This window comes from Mucilaginibacter dorajii, from assembly GCF_024808255.1.
GTDB classification, from domain to species: Bacteria; Bacteroidota; Bacteroidia; order Sphingobacteriales; family Sphingobacteriaceae; genus Mucilaginibacter; species Mucilaginibacter dorajii.
Window position 1 is genome coordinate 40534 of the sequence record NZ_JANTYS010000012.1, and the last position, 20281, is coordinate 60814.

Here is a 20281-nt window from a genome sequence, read left to right on the forward strand (position 1 = left end):
AAGAGATAATCTGCATATTTGCACATCTGTTTCAATCTTTCAACTCTTCCTCCGTCACCGTATTGGCTTTCATATAAACCGTTTTCTCCACAATGTTGTGGATCACAACGTCTAATTCCAGTGCCGAGGTATCCAGGTGGGTAATAATCTCGTGATTAAGGGGGTTCAGCATATCGTCCCTGTCAAACAAATTTACCAGGCCAAGGATGGTGGCTACCGGTCGCCTGAGTTCATGCGAACTGATATTGGCGATGGAGTGCAGGCGGTTATTTTGTTCGAGTATATTTTCTTCGTAACGCTTACTTTCAATTAAAACCCGTAAAATATTTACGGTACGATTTATCATATGCAATTCATCGTTGGTGGGTTCGCGTTTAGTGGTATAATAAATGCCGAAAACCGCCAAAACCTTATTCCCTTTCGAACTGATAACGGGTGTCGACCAGCAAGCTTTTAATCCAAATGGCTTTACCATATCTGCATACATAGCCCAAGCCGGATCGTGCTCAATATCACTTGCTATAACCTGCTCACGGTGATAAACAGCATTACCACATGAACCATGATTGGGGCCAACTTTTAAACCTTCCAATTGGTCGCAATATGCTTTGGGCAAACGGGGAGCTGCAAGATTACGTAATTCTTCCTGGGCATCATCAACCTCCAAAACCGAGCAGATCATATCGGGGAAAATCTCCTCTATCCCCTTCAGCAGTTCGCTTGTAGTTTGGGCTAAAGAATATTGGGTGGTGGCATTTAGTTCCAATACCTTTTTCTCCAGTCCTAAAACCCACTCCTGGATCTTAATTTCGGTGATATCCCTTATAAAAACTGCTAATTGGTTATGGTACGGATATACATTGATACGTAACCACGAATTTGACCGGGTATTTAAATATTGTACCTGGGTAGATTTTTTTGCTTTGAGCGATCTCTGAAACTCGCTCGTAACTTCGGGTATCAAACCAAGGCTTTCAATGTTATCAAACCCGATACTGGCAATAGCATCAGCGTTTAAATTTGTGAGCGCCTGGAAAGCCGGATTAAAAGCCTTGATCTGCCAGTTTTCATCCAACACTATAAACCCCTCGTTGAGGCTTTGAATGGTATGCTGCACAATTTCGTCACTTGCCGATGATGCTTGTGCTGGCATATCCATGCGCGGGTTACCGGTAGAATAAATGAGGTTATCGCCATTTAAAATGATTGACCAGGTTACGCTGTAATAGCAGCCGTCCTTTGCTTTTACCCTGCTTTGATAGCCAACCAGCTTTTTGTTTGCCATAAGGCTACCAATGGATTCTTCGCGGCGTTCCTTATCGGCCGGGTGGCAGATATCGGCAATATTAATGCCGGCCAGTTCTGCTTCGGCATAGTTAAACAGATTTTGGAACGAGGAGTTGGTGTGTAAAATCACCCCGTTCATATCCATCACAAAAAATATGTCCTTTGAATGTGTAAAAAGCGAAGTGAATCTGGTATCCATATCAGGTTATTATGGCATATTTTACCTTATCTAAGTTATAAAATATTTACAATAACCTAATATTATTTTACGGCGTACTCACCGCTACAGGTAACACCTTACCATTAAAGAATTTATACCCTGTAAGCGCGAAATCGGCCACATATTTTCCCATTTCAAAAGCCAATACCGGCGACTCATACCCCGGGAAAGCCTTCTCCAGCATTTCTGTTTGCGCCGATCCTAAAGCAAGGCAGTTTACCTTGATGTTTTGTTCTACAAGCTCCTGCGCCAAACATTCAGTTAAGGTATGCAATGCCGCTTTACTTGCCGAATAAGCCGCCAATCCCGGAAATTTGGCGCTGCCCTGGACCCCCCCCATGCTGCCAATATTTAAAATATGCCCACCGGCAGGGATTAAAGGCAACAAGGCCTGAATGATGCGCACATGCCCAATGAAGTTGCTTTGTAGCATCTCCACAAAATCTGCTTCTAACAGTTCCACGAAAGGTTTGTTGATCAATACGCCGGCGTTATTGATCAAAATATCAACCTGGTTATCAAAGTTTGCATCTATAAACTGAAGCAGGCCTTCATAATCATCGTGTACAATATCAAAAGTAAGTGCGTATAGTTGGCAATCGGGATTTAAGCCGTTGGCAATTTCAAGCAAGCGCTCCAGTTTATCCTGTGAGCGTGCCAATGCGATAACCTTGTGGGCACCCGACAATATCAGTTCAATTACAGCTTCAAATCCTACGCCGCTGCTGGCGCCTGTTATAATGATGTTCATAAGTTGAGAGCCCCCTTAAAAGGGATAAATATTTTATAGACTATGTCATTGCGAGCGTAGCGTGGCAATCTCGTAGCCTTATAGAGAGAACAGACCGGCGATGAGCTTAGTGCGTTCCCACCCATCACAAATTGCAGATCCAGACTTACGAAGTTTTAAAAACTTCGTAAGTCTCTCATCGCTTTGTCATTCCCGCTTTCAGAGCTTGTGTATCTCACCACATACAATGACGTACGTTTCTTCACGGTGACTAAAATACCAATTTTTGCTCAACCGGGTGTGCTATCAGGTAAAAACCATCGGCAATGAGTTTTTTGAGCTCGGGTTGGCCTTTTGCTTTTTGTTGGAGAAAGTTCCGGATCTCGGCAGATAGCGCGGGCTCAATTTCTTCGTGCTCCAGCAGTTCCAATATTTCGAGGGCACAAAGCCAGTCGTCCTGGTGGTCTCTTTGCAGGCGGAGCCAAACATTACCTAAAAAGCCGTAGTCGCCTTGTTTTTGGCGGCAATCGCGCACCTGGCGGTATAGTTTGTGTAGTTCTCTGTTTTTAGCACTATACTCTACATGATGGGTGGCTGTTTTTGATTTATAAACAACTTCTTCAAAGGCCTCTTTATCTGCCGCGCCACAAAATACCGAGGCGATGCTCTCGCCCACCGCCATATCGTAAACGCCCCAGGTGGGGTCAAATAACATGCTGCCGCCTTTATCGGTAACAGTACAATCAACAAAAGTAATCAGCTGCGTTTTTCCTTCGGAGGTAAGGATGCTCTTCACTTTTCCTTTGACGGCGATGCCGCTTTCAAAATCCAATTCGGCATTGTTGCCAATAGTGATCCCGATAACGGCAAGCTCATCGGTACTGAGTTCTTCCAAAACGACATTACCTTTCAACCGGCCTACCGGCGAGCTAAAGCCATCCTTATGATAGTTTTTACCGTGCCCTTTTAGTTGCTTGTTGTTTACGGCCAAAGCAGTGCAGCCCGCAGTTTTAATAAAGTACGGACTCCCGGCTCCATCAAGCTCAAAATCAGCAACAGTACCCGAAACCTGTATGCCTGAACTATAAACCACCGTACAGGTATTTTTACTCTCCAAAGCTTTACCCAAACCATAAGCCCCGCCCCTGCGGAACGACATGGTATTGGCAAACTCTTCCAGTACATCTATCAGGTTTTGAAAGGTTGGCGTTACAAAAAGCTGGGGTTGGGTTTTGGTGATATCGTAGCTGTAATTTACGGCATCAATGGTGTACAAAAGCTTTTTAACCTCGGCCATCATACAACTGGCGCTTTCGCCAATAGATGAAAGCAAACCTGCGCCGTAAATTTTAGGATTATCTAAAGTACCGATTAAGCCATATTCCACCGTCCACCAGTGCAGGCGGCTTAACAGGGCCATTTCCGAAGGCTGCCCCATATTTTCCTGGCGATAGGTTACCAATTCATCAGCTTTTTTAATCTCTTCAACATCGGCATCGGGCATTTCTTTTAATATTGATAATGCCCTGATGGCCTCATACAATTCAAAATCCTGTGCCGAAAACATGGCCTTAGCGCCTATCGAGCCAAAATAACTCAAATACTCGTGGTAATCTTTATCGGCAATGATGGGCGCGTGTCCTGCCGACTCATGGATAATATCCGGCGCAGGCGTGTATTCAATATGGCGCGACTGCCTGATATCGGCAGCAATAACCAGCACCCTGTAAGCCTGATATTCCATAAAAGCGGCTGGTGGTATAAAACCATCAACAGTAACCGCACCCCAGCCAATTTTAGCCAGGGCATCGTTCATTTCCTGTAAATTGGGGATTCGCTCAATAGTCAGTCCCGCTTTGGTTAAACCGGGAATGTATGGGTAGTAGGCTACATCCTTAAGGTAACTATAATTCTGGCGCATTACGTAGCGCCAAACCGCATGGTCTATGGGTGTATAATGCTCGTAATGCTGGTCGACTATAAATTGTTTTAAATGACCGGGCAAGGCCGCAACCTGCGGATTATTAAAATCATTAAAGCTCATTTACGTTTAATTGGTTTAAAACACAACGTAAAATTAGCCAATTCGGTTTACCGGCAAATTTTAATTTTCGGAAGTTTCCTCTATAGCAGGTAAGCCGGCCTGTAGCCTATCAGTCCTAAAAACATAGTAAACACCCAATAAGGCCACTACTATAGAGATCAGGTAAAAGGTAAAACTAAGGTACACGGCCATATCTGCCGTGAGGTGAAATGGTTTTGCCAGGTTTACAAAAATGGCGTCCCTCACCCCACCACCACCTAAACTAAATGGTATAATGGAGGCTAAGGCCGATATCAGGAATGATAACAGGTATGGGGCAAATTTGCCTGTAAAATCCTGCGCCAGCAGTAAACACACAATACAAAGCAACTGCATAGATTGTACACCGATAGCTTTTAAATGAGCCGCAAAAAAATTATGGGTGTACTCCCTGAAAAACTTACGGGCAACCACATAATAAACGATAGAACCTACTACAAGTAAACTCACCGGAACGCGCAAACCAACCAAATCCGAGATATGCGGGATGAGGATAATAAGGATCACGGTGATCATACCAATGGCCCAAAAGCCACTTAACCTATCGAACAAAATAGCCCAGAATACTTTTTTGGTTGGCAATTTATAGTTTTTATGCAACAGGTAAATCTTATACCCATCGCCACCGATACCGCCGGGTAGCAGCACGTTATAGCACAAGCCTAAAAAGTAAAGGCGCAGGTTAAAGCGATAATCCAGCTTTAACCCTATAGATTTAAAGAAGCTCAACAACCGCCAGGCCGAAAACAACATCGACCCAAAATAACATAGCACAGCTGCTGCAACCCAGGCTTTATTGGCGTGTACCAGGCGGTCTTTAAACTTTACAAAAGGTACTTTACTAAAAACCCAATATAATAAACCGCCGGTAACTACAATTATCAGGATGATTTTAACTACGCTCCAAAGTTTGCCTTTCCAGGTTTTATGTTCGGTGCCTTCGTCAATTATTTCGTCTTCTGTCATTTGGCCGCAAAGCTAATTATTTGATGGCACACATCAATTGATTTTTAAAAACCACAACAACAGCCGTGTAACATTGTTTAAATAGCGACAATTTAGCCCCACATAGGTTTAACACGTGGCACGGTGCGGTGAAAACACCTACCATAAGCTGCAAGATAAGCTACCAAAATGAAGTTGGTGTAACCCATAAATCAAATCAGTGTAATCATATAATTATCGGTGCAATCATAAAATCTTAATTATTATTTTTGCGCAAATTTAAATGGTATGAGTAAAGTAAAAGTTGGCATTGTGCAAATGACCTGTACTGCAAATAAGCAGCAGAACCTGCAAAAGGCTATTGTTAAAGTAAGGGAAGCGGCAGCCAAAGGCGCGCAGGTAGTTTGTTTACAGGAACTATTTACCTCGCTTTATTTTTGCGATGTGGAAGACTACGACAATTTTAAACTTGCCGAAGCCATCCCTGGCCCATCAACAGATGAACTATCGAAGGTTGCTGCCGAATTAAACGTGGTGATCATCGCTTCGTTATTTGAGAAACGCGCGCAGGGCCTTTACCACAATACTACCGCGGTTTTAGATGCCGATGGCAGCTACCTTGGTAAGTACCGCAAAATGCATATCCCCGATGACCCGGGTTTTTACGAAAAATTCTACTTCACCCCCGGCGACCTGGGCTACAAGGTTTTCAATACCAAATACGGCCGTTTAGGCGTGTTGATCTGTTGGGATCAATGGTACCCTGAAGCAGCCCGCATTACCGCGTTAATGGGTGCCGATATCCTGTTTTATCCAACTGCAATTGGCTGGGCTACTACCCAGGATGAAGCTACCAATATTGAACAATACAACGCCTGGCAAACCATTCAGCGTTCGCACGCGGTTGCCAATGGTGTACACGTAGTGAGCGTTAACCGCGTGGGCGAAGAAGCCGGTGTTAAATTCTGGGGCGGATCATTCTTTGCCAACCCGTTTGGTGCTATTATTCAGCAGACTTCACATGATGAGGAAGAAGTTGTTGTACAGGAGTTGGATTTAGATAAGTCTGATTATTACAGAAGTCACTGGCCGTTTTTGAGGGACAGGAGGATTGACAGCTATCAGCCGATAACGAAACGCCTTTTAGACGAAGACTAATTTAGTCCCCTATGTCATTGCGAGCGTAGCGCGGCAATCCCGTAGTATACAGGGCGGTTACGCATAGCTACGGGATTGCTTCTTCGTACCTCCTCGCAATGACAAATGGGAAACCAATATATTTGCCATTACCAATTATGAGCCAAAACATTTCTACTATACAAACCCCTGCTTCGCAAGGATTTTTTTTCCCTGCCGAGTGGGCACCACATACTGCAACCTGGTTAAGCTGGCCGCACAAGGAAGCTTCATGGCCGGGTAAGATAGATCTGATCTATCCTGCTTACATCGAGTTCATCAAAATATTAACCAAAGGCGAATTAGTGCGTATTAACGTGGTTGATGAAAGCATGAAAGCCTCGGTCGCTTTCCAACTGCAAAATGCAGGGGTTGATCTGAATAAGATAGAGATCTTTGAATTTGCTACCAATGATGCCTGGTGTCGTGATCATGGGCCGGCGTTTTTGATTAACCCAGATACCAAACAAAAGGCTATTGTTGATTGGGGCTATAATGCCTGGGGAGGTAAATATCCACCGTTCGACCTGGATGATGTGATCCCAACCAAAATTGGTAACCATTTTGGTTTACCTGTTTTTAACCCGGGAATTGTGATGGAGGGTGGTTCTGTCGATTTTAATGGTAAGGGAACTATTTTAACTACTACCGCCTGCCTGCTCAACAAAAACCGCAACCCGCACCTTAACCAGGACCAGATTGAAGGCTATCTGCGTAATTTTTACGGTGCCGAGCAAATTTTATGGTTGGGCGATGGCATTGTAGGTGATGATACCGACGGCCATATTGATGATATTACCCGTTTTGTAAACGAGGATACCGTGGTTACCGTGGTTGAAAAAAACAAAAACGACGATAACTACCACCTGCTGCAAGAGAACCTTGAAACCCTTAAAACCATGCGCCTGCTTAACGGCAAACAACTCAACGTTGTTGAACTGCCCATGCCCGAAGCGGTGATTTACGAGGATACACGCTTACCAGCATCTTACGCCAACTTTTATATTGCCAATTCGGCGGTTGTGGTTCCTACGTATCGTTCAATAAATGATGATAAAGCCTTACAGATCATTCAACAGTGCTTTCCTGATCGTGAGGTGGTGGGGATCGATTCGACAGATATTATCTGGGGATTGGGAAGCTTCCATTGCTTAAGCCAGCAGGAACCTGGCCCCCCGGCCCCCTAAAGGGGGAGTTTTTGATATGCAAATTAAAAACTGTTGTGTTGCGCAACAAGTGAAATACCATAAAAACACATATCACTCTTAATCAATACATTAAGAATTATCATATTTTACAAAGCGCAACAAAACCGCAACAAGTATAACTTGTGGTGGCAGTGCCGCGGTTTAAAATTCAATTTTTACTTGAAACTTCAACCCCATATCGTATTGCCGCTTCAAGTATATCAGTATTTATATCTTTTAGCTTATTGAACCTGACACAATACCCGGTCACGCTCGCCTTGCCTATTTCTGTTGCGTAGGTTTGGGCTAAGTAAGTTTTATCCTTGATGCCAAGGATATAGACAGAGATCCCGGTTTTGTTTGCACTCAAACCAATTTGAAAAAACTCCCTGGTTTTTCCATCAGCATATTTCATTATTTGAAATCCATATCCTACAGTAGGGTTACTAACCGTTTTATTTTCGCTGTTTTTACCATCATCAAACCATAATTTACATCCTGGCAAGGCTTGAAGTATAAGCATATGTAAAGTTTGCATGTCGCTACGTTTGGGCTCAGGTTGGCTGGTAATATACGTTTCAATTTGTTCCTGTACGTTCATATGAAATATTGAATTATGGGTTGCGCAATCGGCTTTTCAAGTCTCGAACTATTTTAGTAATACAATATAATTCATTTCTTTTATTTCCTGTGTAAGTACTTTCCGCTTTTGGGTTCATTATTCAAATTTCAAACAGAGAAGCTGCTTAAAAACAAAAACAATCGTCATTGCGGGTGTTAAAATCTATGGACTGTGAAAGGGAAATGACAAAGCAACTTGAACCACAATGTCATGCTGAACTTGTTTCAGCACCCCACGCGCTAAGTAACCATCATGCGGGAAACCTATCCTGTGGGATCCTGAAACAAGTTCAGGATGACTTCCGTTTTTATAACTTGTCATGGGTAGCAGGAACGACGAATCCCTACTTACAGAGCGGATCTGCATAATTGGGGATTGCTTCGTACCTACCCATGACAAGTCCACCATGTCATTGCGAGGAACGAAGCAATCGCATGCTATACAGGGCGGATCTGCATAGTTCGCGATTGCTTCGTTCCTCGCAATGACATAGCTTTATGTTGTCATTCCACCTTCACAGTCCGCGGATTTTACTACTCGCAATGACGGTTCTATTTGTACTATGATATTTTTACGAAATTGTTCTTAAACAGCTTCTGAGGCACTACTTCTATAACAGAAAAGCCCTTTTTCAAGGGCTTTTCTGTTATAGAAGGGATCCAATATTTACTTTGCAGCTAACGCAATCACTTGTTTATCCAGGTTCCAGCCTTCCAATAATATGGTTGGGGTTACGTTACCTAATTTGGCTGCCGGGGCGGTTACAGATACGGTTGTGCTTTCGTGCGGGGCCAGGGTAAAATAATTGCCTGTCCAGTAGCTTGGCATAATCTCTTCGCCGTTTTTCATCAGTTGCGGGCGTACAAAAAATGCCACCTTGTTTGATGTGTTGGTGAACTGAACAGTCCATTTGCTTTCTACCGCGCCTTTTTCTGTTTTGATAATTTTGGCGCTTACCTGGGCATGCTTCATGTCGTTCAGCGTTTTAAATTCGTCATTTGCAGATAGCCAGTAAGCATTGTGCGATACCGTTTTACCAGTTGACGTTTTAAGATTAAGTATTACAAAGCTTACGCCTTGGGTAGCAGCCAACACATCCTTTAACTGTATGATCTCCTGAACACCATTAGTAGCCAAACCAACATGATCTAACCTGATTGATTTGATGAGCTTGCTATCGATATCGAAAACATCGGCAGTAGCCGTTAAACTTCCTGTGGCATGGTGCGTACGGTTAATAATAGCCACACTTGAGTTATCGTAGTTATATTGAATATGCACCGGCTCGCAGGCATTTTGCATACTGTAGTAACCCGCATTTGGTTCCAGGTACCAATCGTAGATTTGCCAGATCACACTTGGCAGCGCGGCATTCAATTTCCAAAGCATTACCCCACCAGTTTCGTTTAATTTGTGCCCATCGGCCTCAAATATTCCCTGGTAGCCAATATAATTGAGGAATTGCATCTTATCCGAAAAATTGACAATGCTGGTTGGCGCACCATAGCGTTTTACCATTTCGTCATAGTATTTATCATACTGACCGGCACCTGTCGCGGCATCATGATATCCCCAGCTATTATTAAGCGGGAAAGGCAACCTTTTGTCCCAGGTAAGGTTAGGGATAATCTTAGGCAGCGTGGTATATGGCGGCTGCGATGGCAAACCGGTTTCGTCTTTAAATACCCAGTCCTGCGCCAAATCGGCCAGTTTGTAGTATTCCTTCGGATCTTTCCAGGCATATGGACCACCGCTGTATACGCCCGATGGCATATCATCCGGCCATGAGCCTTTCCATCCTTCAGGCAGTTTAGCAAAGCCCGATGAACTTGGAATAAACGGGCGTGTACCATCTAACTCAATAATATCATTGCGCATTTTATCGTATAATTCCTTACGTGCATGACCTTCGTTACCACCAGTCCAAACCAATAAACTTGGGTGGTTACGGATGCGGTAAATGGTGCTCTCTACGTTTTTTACAAACACGTTGCCTTCTAAAGGCCAATCCGGCGAGCCTTTGAACTCACCCTGGGTATCGCCGGTGATCCAAAAGTCCGACCATACCATCTGCCCGTATTTATCAGCAGCATTCCAAAACGCGTCTGGCTCAGTTACGCCCCCACCCCAAATACGCACCAGGTTTACGTTGGCATTGCGGCACAAATGCATCTCGTAATCATACCGGGCCGAATCACGATTTACCATCATATCCGGCACCCAGGCACCGCCTACTAAATGCACCAGCTTGCCATTCACATAAAACTGGCGGCGTACAAATCCATTCACCTTTTCGGCTTTTGATGATACCGTGCGAACACCAAAAACAAAAGTAGTATCATCGCTGATACCCCTGGCATCGGCATATTGCAAACGGATGCGGTATAAATTGGCCTTACCGTAACTGTTTGGCCACCATAATTTAGGCTGATGAATAACTAATTGACTAACCTGATCGGCATTTAAATCAACTGCTTTACCGGAGTTTGCTGCAACCGAAACAGCTTGCGTAAACTGCACGGGCAAACCTGCAAAGTTCTCAGGCTTTATGCTAATGGTTAGCTTACCCGTGTTGGCAACCGAAGTATTGTTTGATAAAGTAAGTTTTAAAGATAGTTTGGCCATGCTTGTATCGGGCAGGTTTGGTAAATTGGTTACCAGTTTTGGCCTGCCTATAGTTACCGCTCCTGTAGTACGTAAAAATACAGGCTGCCAGATCCCCATATTCCTGTCCCTCACCGGGGGGATCCAATCCCAACCTGCAGAACAAAGCATGGTCACGTTTTTACCAATATCACCGGTAGGGCCACCATTTTCGTAAAACGGACCTAAAGCCTTCAATTGTTCTTTTGCCGGGTAACCGGGGTAATCCAAAGGATAGATCTTAACAGCTAACGCATTTTCACCACCGGCATTAATGGCATTGCTTACATCAAGGTTATGCTCGGCAAACATGCCTGCCATTTGGGTGCTATCGGCAATTTGTTTACCATTTAGATAGACGGCTGCGCGGTAGTTAATCCCCTTAAATATCAATTGAAATTGTTTGCCTTTATCTGCTGCCGCTACTTTAAAAGTAGTGCGGTACCAGTAAGGCTTTTTCCATGGATTTGGGTCATTAGGTAAATGACTGTATTGCTCCAGGTTGTACTCCTTATTAAACTGGTCTGATGCATCGGGAATAAGCATATTGTTCAAACCCTGGTACGGATCGGGGTAGATCTTATTGGCTACCAAACCTGTTAATACCGTTGACGGTACTTTAACAGGAAACCAGTAAACCGGCGAATGGTATTTATTAGAAGACAATTCGGCTCCGGTAGCAGTTACCAGCGATGAGGATTGCAAATCAAAATTAGTAAGCTTAACCTGTTTTACCGTACCCGGTTGCGCCATTAAAGAGGCAGGCAGGAGATAAATGGCACAAGCGCTTAATACACTGTAAATAGTTTTTTTCATCAAAAGGATTGTTTAGCCGGATAATTGCGGGCATGCCTCGTCGGCGGGGACATACGCATCATCCGGCAATAAATAACAGGAGTAAAACTACTTAACAAAGGGGCAAATGATACTGTACTAATTTATCATTTCGTTATACAAATGTTACAAAACATGCATTTAAGGGCGTTTTGAGCTTGTATTTTTTAACACGATGATGGGCTCAAAGAAATCCCAATCGGGTTTATAATCTTTTTGGTTGATGAGCCCTTTACCACCTACAGAAAAGTTGCCTAAGATAATATCAAGATTGCCATCCTGGTCAACATCGGCTACATCCATCGAGATCCAGCGCCCGTATTGGTTTACCGGAATTTCATGTACTTTGAATTTGCCAGGGCTTGTTTGCTCATGGTAGGTAAAACCTTCTGTAGGGTGGTTTTTAAAATCGGGGAAGAAAGCGATCACCGCCAGGTCAAGGTCGCCATCGTGATCAAAATCGGCAGCTATGGCTTTTGAGCAGCCGTTGATATGGTAAAAATAAGTCTGCTTAAATTTCCAGTTACCCTGGTTGGTAAAAATGTAAACGCCATGGTAGGGTTTAAATATGGGTGAGTAATCGTCATTATCTCCGCAGGTATATAAAATATCGGGCTTTCCATCGTGGTTAAAATCAACCACCTGGAAACTGCTGGTACCATACACCGGCGGAAAATGCAGGATATTTTGGGCATTAAAGCCGCCCTTTTTATCGTTCAAAAAAAGCCAAACGCCTTCATCGGCCTGGGCAAATAAGCACATGATATCGGGCCACCCGTCGTGGTTATAATCATCAATATACACTTGTGTTGGACCAGGAATAGCCCTGATATTTTTTTTGATGAATTTATGATTGGCCTGCTGCTGCACCAGGAACAAACCACCCCGGTTATTACCAAAACCACAACTCACATAATCCATCAACCCATCCTTATTGAAATCGGCGAAGGCGCTTTTAACCGGGCGGGGCAAACTATCGGTAACCAACACCGAATCTTTACTTTTTGATTTACTATTCAGGTTAATATTAATCAGCTTTCCCTTCAGCAAATCATTAGGAGGCAATACACCAATGCATGTAATTGTAGCGCCGTTTGGATTGCCCCCCGTTTTAAAAAAGTTGGCATCAACAATGGCCGAAGGGAATTTTTTAACCAGGGTTGAATTAAGCTCATTGTCCCACCGGTACAGCCCGCTTTTACCACTGCCACTATAAATGTGTTTATCATTGGGATTGTAGGCCACCATGGTGGTCATAGAGGGCATTCCGCTACGGTCAACATGCTGCGGGCGTTTTACGCTAAAAATTGCCCAGTCTTTAACCGCTTCAGGTTTGGGAATGGTTAATTTATCGGGTGCGTAGTATTTGTAATACACCACAATTTTGTACCATTCATCCAAAGTCATGACCGATCCCCGACGTGCGATATAATCGCCCATAAATGGCCTGATGTTAAACTTAGGTGCCATGGCTGGCAGGATGTTTTTATCCCAGGTAGTTTTATCAAGTAAAGAAGGATCCGGGGCTTCGTGGCAGCTTGAACAATGCTTTTTTGCTAAGGTCTGGCCATCGGCAAGGTATTTTTCATCGTCTGATGATAGGCCGCTGCCACCGCAGCTATTGAACGCTACCGCTACGGTAAACACCAGTACAATTAATAAGCAAACCTTATTTGATGAAAGCCTTTGTTTTTTTATCATGTACACCTGTCCGTTTTTAAGGCTTTTCGATTTGTTCTGATGCAAAACTCCATCATGTCATTGCGAGGAACGAAGCAATCGCGAACGGTGCAAGTCCGCCCTGTAAAGTATGCGATTGCTTCGTTCCTACCCATGACGTCTTTTACATCCTGAACGCTTGAAGGATCTATTCTACGCCATCCCTATTCGCCCTGTAAAGTTTGCTAATAGATTCTTCGTGCCTCAGAATGACAGGGTAGAGGATAGTTCTTACACTATTTCTTCATATGATTCTCCAGCACGATCAAAGGCAAATGCAAATCCCACTGCGGTTTAAAGTTGTGAATAAATTTAAACCCATTTGCATAATTACCTAATACAATATCCAACTGCCCGTCGTTGTTAATATCCGCGACTTCCATACACATCCACCTACCATATTGACTTACCGGCACAGCGTGCGCTTTAAAATCAAGACCTTTAGTGTGTTCAAAATAAATAAACTCCTCCTGCGGAGTGTGCTGCATATCGGCAAAAAAGGCTATGGTAGCAATATCAAGGTCGCCATCACCATCAAAATCGGCAGCGATTGCTTTGGTAGCGCCGTTTATAGGGTAAAACCATTTTTGTTTAAAGTTCCAGTCGCTGGTGTTGGTATAAATATAAAGCCCGTGATATGGTTTTAAAATACGCGAATCGTGGTAATTATAACCACAAGTGTACACCAAATCGAGGTTGCCGTCATGGTCCATATCTGCCAGTTGAAAACTGGTGGAACTGTTAGTTGGCGGAAAGCTTAGTAATTTACGGGTAGCAAAACCACCTTTTTGGTCGTTAGTCAACAGCCACAGCCCCTCATCGCCGCTGCCGGTTAAAACCATTACATCGGGCCAGCCATCTTTATTAAAATCGCCGGTAACAACTTGTACAGCACCGTGCTTATTTAAAATGGTCGACTGCTCATAAGTGTGATCTTTGTTTTGTTTGAGCAGGTAAACACCACCTTTTTTAATACCATCGCTGCAAACTACTACATCATTCAGTTTATCCTTATTAAAATCGGCAAGTACAGTTTGCACCGGCCGCTGCAAATCAGATGCGATGTAGGTTTGCGAAGCGTTGATATCTTTAGCATCCAGGTCAACTTTAACTATTTTTCCATTCGGAAAATCAACCCTATCTATACGCCCGATGTTGGCAAAAAAGCCCAGGTTATGGCCTTGCTCGTCCTTATCAAAATTCACACTAAAAGCAGCAGAAGGGAATGTTCCCAACGAATCGGCTTTTAAATTAGCATCCCAGCCTACAAGTTTCTCATTCTCGGCATCGGCGCTGTATAATTTATGATTAACAGGGTTAAAAGCCAGCAATGTTGTAAAACTGGTATAGTTAACCGGTGCAGGTTTTTTAAGCGTAAAACCGGCCCAATCTTCAATCAATGGGCTTGGCTTTTTGGCAGGCAGCAGGGTATCGGGCGCCAGCTTTTTGTAATAATCAACAATGGCAGCCCACTCAGCAATTGTTGCGCCCGTGGTATCAGCCGGGTTATTCTTGAAATAAGACCCACCATAGGTAGAAATATGCACCATAGGTGCCATATCAACCAATGCATGTTTTTCCCAAACATCCTTAGTTAACGTGTTAAGCGGTGCTAACTCATGGCAACGTGTACACTTTAGCTTTACCAGGTTTTCGCCATCTACCTTGACATCCCCTGTTAATACATAGGGCTTGGGTTTAGGCTTGCAGCCATTCATTAAGGTAACAACTGATATTGAGCCGGTAAATAAAAGCAGGTAGGTAGCAACAAGATAACTCTTTTTAAAATTCATACAACCGACAGCCGTTATTTTTTAAGTTTTAGTTTCTTCCAGATGTATTCGCCAACCTCCCGGCCCTGAACAGCCCCTTGGTTTACGCTGTTTAAATAGTGAATACCGCCGTAAAACCTGCTTATAGAGGTTTCATCAGATGCCTTCAAAAATGAATCGAAATGACGTTGCATGCCTATATATTTTAAATCGCTGGTATCCTGGTAAGCAAAATTATCACCAAATAAATGGGTTAGTATTACTGCTGATGCCGCGCTGATATCACTGTGCCCGCTTGGATACTCGGGGAACGGTGGTGTTTGCAGCATAGGCAACCAATCGTGATCAATTTTATCGTTGATCACCGTAACAGGCCTGATATAATTGGTTTCGTACTTAACCTGCCAGCCGCAAATAAAGGCATCAAACAGCGCAATGGATGTTAAAGCATAAGCCTGAGCGGTTTTTATCACATCGGCATGGGTTTGTTTACAGGCAATAGCGGCAATACCAATCCAGTGGCCACCGGGGGTTATTTTTTTGTTGGCAAACATCAGGTGACCGCTATGTTGAATAACAAAGGGGTTATCGTCCCAAAAGCGGGCAATGGTTACCTGCTCCGGCGTAATATGCTTGCTCAGATCATATACAGCCTGGTTTTGTTTAAAAAACTCGCTGTTTTTGTCTTCACTGTAAGGTATAGGCGGCGGCAATTTAAACTGGGTTGATGTATCAACCGCGAAGGTGTGCATGGTGCCCCAGCAAAACTCAACCCCATCCAGGTAATCCGGAGCCGTTGGGCGCCATTGACCGGGTTCGTCATTACCCAAAAAACGAGGCTTACCACGCGTTTGCGGATAATTATCAACCATGGCACGTTTCAGTATAAACTTACCTATCTGTGTACCAAAAGCTATGGAACGTGCATAGGTAGAATCGTCCAGGTTATCCTTATATGCAGCATATACTTTATCTTCATACTTCTGTAAAGTATCTACAGAAAAAGTAACCTTGTGTGCCACCGTGAAAAACGCTTTAGTAGCAGCCAGGGTAAAGTTGTATTTGATTCCTTTTTTAGGCTCGGGCGGTTTGCCAAAACCTTTTAATTGCACCGCAATAGAATTATAATCAGGATTGTTATAACGGATGGCTTCGTATTGCGCCAGCGCGGTATAACCATAAATACGACTGGCCACCGGCGGTGTAAACACGTCATATATAATTACCTGGGTTAGCTGATCAACATTTTCATGCAGTACGTCAGTATCTTTAGGTAAAGCGATTTTATTTTTAGGTGTACAGCTATGCAAAAGCAATAAACACGGAAGGGCTATAAATATCCTGAAATATCTCATATACAAATAATTAGTTAAGCTGCACGGTTCGTTGGTGGCCAAAGCTATCAGTAATAGTTACCGAAGCCATATTATTTTCAATATTAAAAAATCTACCTGATTGCGACAAGAAAGAACTTCCATTATAAAACTCCTGCTTTGTTGATCTTCCGTCTTTATATTTTATGGTGGCAAAAGCATCTAAAGGTTGTAAACTAACCGTTTTCACAGCGCGTCTTAGCTCAAATAACTTCATGGCATCACGATTTTGGGTAGCAGCCAACAGGTAGTTACCTTTGGCTCCCCTCAGCTTTACTAACGCCTTACCATCGCCGGGGATAAACAAACCGCTCTGTAAAATACTTAACGGTTTAAACCCACCTTTGCCGTCGCCTTGAAGTATTAAACCATTAAAAGCGTCATAACGACCGGTAGTCACTTCGGTACCATAATCATTGCCATTAAGTGCAACATCCAGGTTGCCATCGCCATCAAAGTCATCCACAGTAATGCCGCATAGTTCAGACATTTGCGCATCAATAGGTAGCGGTATTACCGTAAACTTACCGCCGCCATCGTTACGCAAATAGCACGATTGCAGGTAATTTACTTTTAACCGTAAAGCGCCTTCGCGCATTTTAGGAGTAATAACGGAATCCATTGTAGCCACGGCATATGAGCGGTAATTCTGATATCTTACGCGGGTACCAATGATCTGTTTCACCATATCATCGCGCCCAAAAGCCGGGAACTCTTGCTTAACCCCATCCTGATCTTTCAGAAAAACGGATGGGATAGCATCGTAACTGCCGTTTTTATCAAAATCTTTGGCAGTTATATAAATAGGATATTGATCTGATGCCTTGTAAAAAGTATTTAATCCGGTGTTGCCAACAATGTAATCGATATCGCCGTCGTGATCAAAATCACCGGCGGCAATGGTGTTCCACCAGCCTAATTTGTCTTGTACACCTGTTTTCGGCGTTACATTTTTAAAAGTGCCCTTGTCATTTTCAAGGAAAGTAATCGGCATCCACTCACCAGTAACAATCAAATCGGGCCATCCATCATTGTTAAAATCACTAAAGGTGGCATCGCACACCAGGCCCAGATCTTTAAGGGCTGGCGCTACAGAGGCCGATACATCGGTAAATTTAATTACACCATTCCTGCTATCGTTACGCAGCACAAAGCTCGATACCGGCTTAGGGTAATTCCATGGATCAACCCGGCCAGATACAAACAGATCGAGCTTGCCATCGCGGTTATAGTCAGCAGCTTTTACACAAAGCTTACTGGTTAAGTTTTTAGGTAAAGCATCGGGCTGCAGTTTAAAGTTGCCCTTACCATCGTTGAGGTAAAACCTATCCTGGTAATTGCTTGATCCCGGTTCGTTTTCATTACCACCACTGGCAATATATAAGTCGAGGTGGCCATCGCCATCGGCATCAAACAATAGTAAGCCTTCGTCTTTTAGGTGTAATTTAGGCACACCGTACGATCCCATGTCCATTGCCCCTTTTGGTGTTGCTTCAGCTTTTGGTTGTGGTAACAGATCGCGCTGTATAAATTTACCGTTTGCCTGTTGCAACAGTAACTGGGCAGGGTAACGCGTTGTGCCACCAATTACCATATCATCAAAGCCATTGCCATCAACATCGCCTATGGCAACCGCCGGGGTGTATTGCGATAATTTATGCGGGATTAATTTTTGAACGTTAAAATCGATGTAGTCATGTTCCTGGTGTTTGTAACTAATCCCTGCCGATTGGGTTACTTCCTTAAATAATGAAGCGGTATTAAACGCAGGCTGTTTAAACGAATAAAAGTCACGCGCATCGGCCATTTTTACATTAAGTGTTTGGTTGGCTTTTACGTTGGTTAAAACCTGTTTTTTACCGTTAGGCCAACTAATTACTACCGAATCTATTTTGGTTACATTACCCAAACCAAAGTGGGCTATATTTTGAATGGTTGATAAATACCCCCTATAAGGCGTATTTTCATAAACCTGCTGTTTGCCATGGTTGTAATAAATATTTGCAAATGCTCCAATACCGCCCGGATTTTGAGGACCTCCATGAAATTGAATGTGTAGATAGTTATTATTGCTTTTGTCTTTTTCCCGTGCTGTGTTTTTGTAGATGAAGGGCTCGTCGTCAATGTTGTTGATGATCATATCCATAGCGCCGTCATTATTCAGATCGGCATATGCCGCGCCGTTCGAAAACGACGGAACGTTCAGGCCCCACTCTTTGGTTACATCGGTAAACTGCAGTCCATCGGTATTTTTAAACGCGTAGTTGGGTATTTTAACAATAGGTACCTGATCAAGTATCTGCTTGGTTGACGCCACCGCGAAAGCCGAATTGCGAAACACAATAAAATCATGATCGGTAACATCGCGCGGGTAACCATTGGTTACTATCAAATCGCGCAAGCCATCGTTATCAAAATCGGTTAATAAAGGTCCCCAGCTCCAGTCTGTTTGGCCTACGCCGCTTAAAAAAGCAGTTTCGGCAAAAATTGGGGCACCGGTTGAGTCATTCTGTCCTTTTCGTGGCCCTTGGTTAATTTGCAAAGTATTGCGGGTGTATTGATACTGTTGCCCGTAATGATCAAAGTTTTGGAATATCTGGTAATTGTTTGATGGCATGAACATCTTTTTGCGATAGTTATCCTCGGGATTCATATCAACCTCAAAGGCATCTACCAGGCCATCATTGTTCACATCTTCAAAATCCTGGCCCATGGCGCTAAAAGCAGTATGTTTAAAATACTCTTTTGATCTATCGGTAAAAGTACCATCGCCGTTATTAACGTAAAGGATATTGTCTGGTATAAAATCGTTGGTTACATAAATGTCTTTCCAGCCATCCTTATTGATATCTACAATACTCGCGGCATGTCCATAACCTTCAATACCTATGCCCGCCTGTTTAGATACATTGGTAAAAACGGGGTGCTTTAACTTAGCATCCCAGTCGTTACGATACAACCTGCCTGTACTGTGGTGGCTGCCGTCTTTAATAACCGGCCTGAAGGTGCTTTGGTTATCGCTGGCTACAGCTTCGTTAACTGTTAAATACATATCCAGGTCGCCATCGTTATCATAATCAAAAAACGAGGCCATGGTGGAGTGGATGTTGATATCCAAACCATATTCTTTGGCCATCTCTTTAAACACCGGGACGCCATCTTTACCAACGCCCTGGTTTACGTAAAGGAGGTTTGTTCTTTTAACAGAATCATCAAGCAGGGTATTACATACATAAATATCGGCAAGCCCGTCGTTATTAATATCAACAACAGCTACGCCCCTGCCCCAGCCTCCGCGTCCGCCAACACCTGCTTTATCGGTTATATCTTCAAATTTAAAGTCGCCTTTGTTAAGGTACAGCTTATTTGATACCTGGTTGCCCACAAAGTAAATATCCTGTAAACCGTCGTTGTTAAAATCGCCTATGCCTACACCCCCGCCGTTATAAAGATTCAGTTTTGTAAGGGGATTGATCTTATCATCCTCAACAACGGTATTGTTGAATGTAATGCCCGATTGTGACGATGGGATCTGCTGAAACAGTGTTGGCTTTTTACATGCCGATACTAAGCAAATAAACAAGCCGCTTAAAACGTAGATATTCTTCATTAATTGGGTGTAGTTGGCTATAAAAAAAGGTGGAGGTAATTACCTCCACCTAAATTAGAATAATTGAAGCGGTTATCAAA

The 20281-nt window shown here is 43.4% G+C and carries 12 protein-coding genes; 2 read left to right on the top strand and 10 right to left on the bottom strand.

Annotated elements, in window-relative coordinates; translation table 11 throughout:
• Nucleotides 1-31 precede the first annotated feature (31 nt).
• The 4 genes from FHS10_RS16870 to FHS10_RS16885 form a co-directional block, all read right to left on the bottom strand.
• The gene (locus FHS10_RS16870) at nucleotides 32-1486 is read right to left on the bottom strand and encodes a PAS domain S-box protein (protein WP_259092683.1); all 1455 of its coding nucleotides are present in this window, start codon (nucleotides 1484-1486) and stop codon (nucleotides 32-34) included.
• A 67-nt stretch (nucleotides 1487-1553) separates the two neighbouring features.
• Entirely contained in the window at nucleotides 1554-2258 is a 705-nt protein-coding gene (locus FHS10_RS16875; RefSeq protein WP_259092685.1) for an SDR family NAD(P)-dependent oxidoreductase, read from the bottom strand.
• A gap of 250 nt (nucleotides 2259-2508) precedes the next feature.
• A complete protein-coding gene (locus FHS10_RS16880; protein ID WP_259092686.1) occupies nucleotides 2509-4281 on the bottom strand; it encodes an aromatic amino acid hydroxylase in 1773 nt (590 codons plus the stop codon).
• 60 nt (nucleotides 4282-4341) lie between these two features.
• Nucleotides 4342-5286: a lysylphosphatidylglycerol synthase transmembrane domain-containing protein gene (locus FHS10_RS16885; protein WP_259092688.1), complete on the bottom strand. Its 945-nt coding sequence runs from the start codon at nucleotides 5284-5286 to the stop codon at nucleotides 4342-4344.
• A 267-nt stretch (nucleotides 5287-5553) separates the two neighbouring features.
• Here FHS10_RS16885 and FHS10_RS16890 point away from each other — a divergent pair, with 267 nt between their 5' ends.
• Both FHS10_RS16890 and FHS10_RS16895 read left to right on the top strand, forming a co-directional pair.
• The gene (locus FHS10_RS16890) at nucleotides 5554-6423 is read left to right on the top strand and encodes a carbon-nitrogen hydrolase (protein ID WP_259092689.1); all 870 of its coding nucleotides are present in this window, start codon (nucleotides 5554-5556) and stop codon (nucleotides 6421-6423) included.
• 137 nt (nucleotides 6424-6560) lie between these two features.
• Nucleotides 6561-7628 (top strand): agmatine deiminase family protein, encoded by a 1068-nt coding sequence (locus FHS10_RS16895; RefSeq protein WP_259092691.1) that lies wholly within the window; start codon nucleotides 6561-6563, stop codon nucleotides 7626-7628.
• Nucleotides 7629-7797: 169 nt separating this feature from the next.
• On the opposite strand, the gene FHS10_RS16900 is transcribed toward FHS10_RS16895, so the two are convergent.
• The 6 genes from FHS10_RS16900 to FHS10_RS16925 all read right to left on the bottom strand — a co-directional run bounded on the left by FHS10_RS16900 (nucleotide 7798) and on the right by FHS10_RS16925 (nucleotide 20201).
• A complete protein-coding gene (locus FHS10_RS16900) occupies nucleotides 7798-8229 on the bottom strand; it encodes a DUF1801 domain-containing protein (protein ID WP_259092692.1) in 432 nt (143 codons plus the stop codon).
• Nucleotides 8230-8916: 687 nt separating this feature from the next.
• On the bottom strand, nucleotides 8917-11709 hold the full coding sequence (locus tag FHS10_RS16905; protein WP_259092694.1) for a glycoside hydrolase family 2 protein: 2793 nt from the start codon (nucleotides 11707-11709) through the stop codon (nucleotides 8917-8919).
• A 159-nt stretch (nucleotides 11710-11868) separates the two neighbouring features.
• The gene (locus FHS10_RS16910; RefSeq protein WP_259092695.1) at nucleotides 11869-13428 is read right to left on the bottom strand and encodes an FG-GAP repeat domain-containing protein; all 1560 of its coding nucleotides are present in this window, start codon (nucleotides 13426-13428) and stop codon (nucleotides 11869-11871) included.
• Nucleotides 13429-13682: 254 nt separating this feature from the next.
• A complete protein-coding gene (locus FHS10_RS16915) occupies nucleotides 13683-15239 on the bottom strand; it encodes an FG-GAP repeat domain-containing protein (protein ID WP_259092697.1) in 1557 nt (518 codons plus the stop codon).
• A gap of 14 nt (nucleotides 15240-15253) precedes the next feature.
• Nucleotides 15254-16573, bottom strand: a complete 1320-nt coding sequence (locus FHS10_RS16920) for a vanadium-dependent haloperoxidase (protein ID WP_259092700.1) — start codon at nucleotides 16571-16573, stop codon at nucleotides 15254-15256.
• A gap of 10 nt (nucleotides 16574-16583) precedes the next feature.
• Nucleotides 16584-20201 (bottom strand): VCBS repeat-containing protein, encoded by a 3618-nt coding sequence (locus FHS10_RS16925; protein ID WP_259092701.1) that lies wholly within the window; start codon nucleotides 20199-20201, stop codon nucleotides 16584-16586.
• Nucleotides 20202-20281 lie beyond the last annotated feature (80 nt).

Bases quoted from the DNA above. Each gene is read 5' to 3' on its own strand.
- FHS10_RS16920 (WP_259092700.1), bottom strand. From the start codon at position 16,573: ATGAGATATTTCAGGATATTTATAGCCCTTCCGTGTTTATTGCTTTTG.
- FHS10_RS16885 (WP_259092688.1), bottom strand. From the start codon at position 5,286: ATGACAGAAGACGAAATAATTGACGAAGGCACCGAACATAAAACCTGG.
- FHS10_RS16890 (WP_259092689.1), top strand. From the start codon at position 5,554: ATGAGTAAAGTAAAAGTTGGCATTGTGCAAATGACCTGTACTGCAAAT.
- FHS10_RS16925 (WP_259092701.1), bottom strand. From the start codon at position 20,201: ATGAAGAATATCTACGTTTTAAGCGGCTTGTTTATTTGCTTAGTATCG.
- FHS10_RS16915 (WP_259092697.1), bottom strand. From the start codon at position 15,239: ATGAATTTTAAAAAGAGTTATCTTGTTGCTACCTACCTGCTTTTATTT.
- FHS10_RS16905 (WP_259092694.1), bottom strand. From the start codon at position 11,709: ATGAAAAAAACTATTTACAGTGTATTAAGCGCTTGTGCCATTTATCTC.
- FHS10_RS16910 (WP_259092695.1), bottom strand. From the start codon at position 13,428: ATGATAAAAAAACAAAGGCTTTCATCAAATAAGGTTTGCTTATTAATT.
- FHS10_RS16900 (WP_259092692.1), bottom strand. From the start codon at position 8,229: ATGAACGTACAGGAACAAATTGAAACGTATATTACCAGCCAACCTGAG.
- FHS10_RS16870 (WP_259092683.1), bottom strand. From the start codon at position 1,486: ATGGATACCAGATTCACTTCGCTTTTTACACATTCAAAGGACATATTT.
- FHS10_RS16895 (WP_259092691.1), top strand. From the start codon at position 6,561: ATGAGCCAAAACATTTCTACTATACAAACCCCTGCTTCGCAAGGATTT.
- FHS10_RS16880 (WP_259092686.1), bottom strand. From the start codon at position 4,281: ATGAGCTTTAATGATTTTAATAATCCGCAGGTTGCGGCCTTGCCCGGT.
- FHS10_RS16875 (WP_259092685.1), bottom strand. From the start codon at position 2,258: ATGAACATCATTATAACAGGCGCCAGCAGCGGCGTAGGATTTGAAGCT.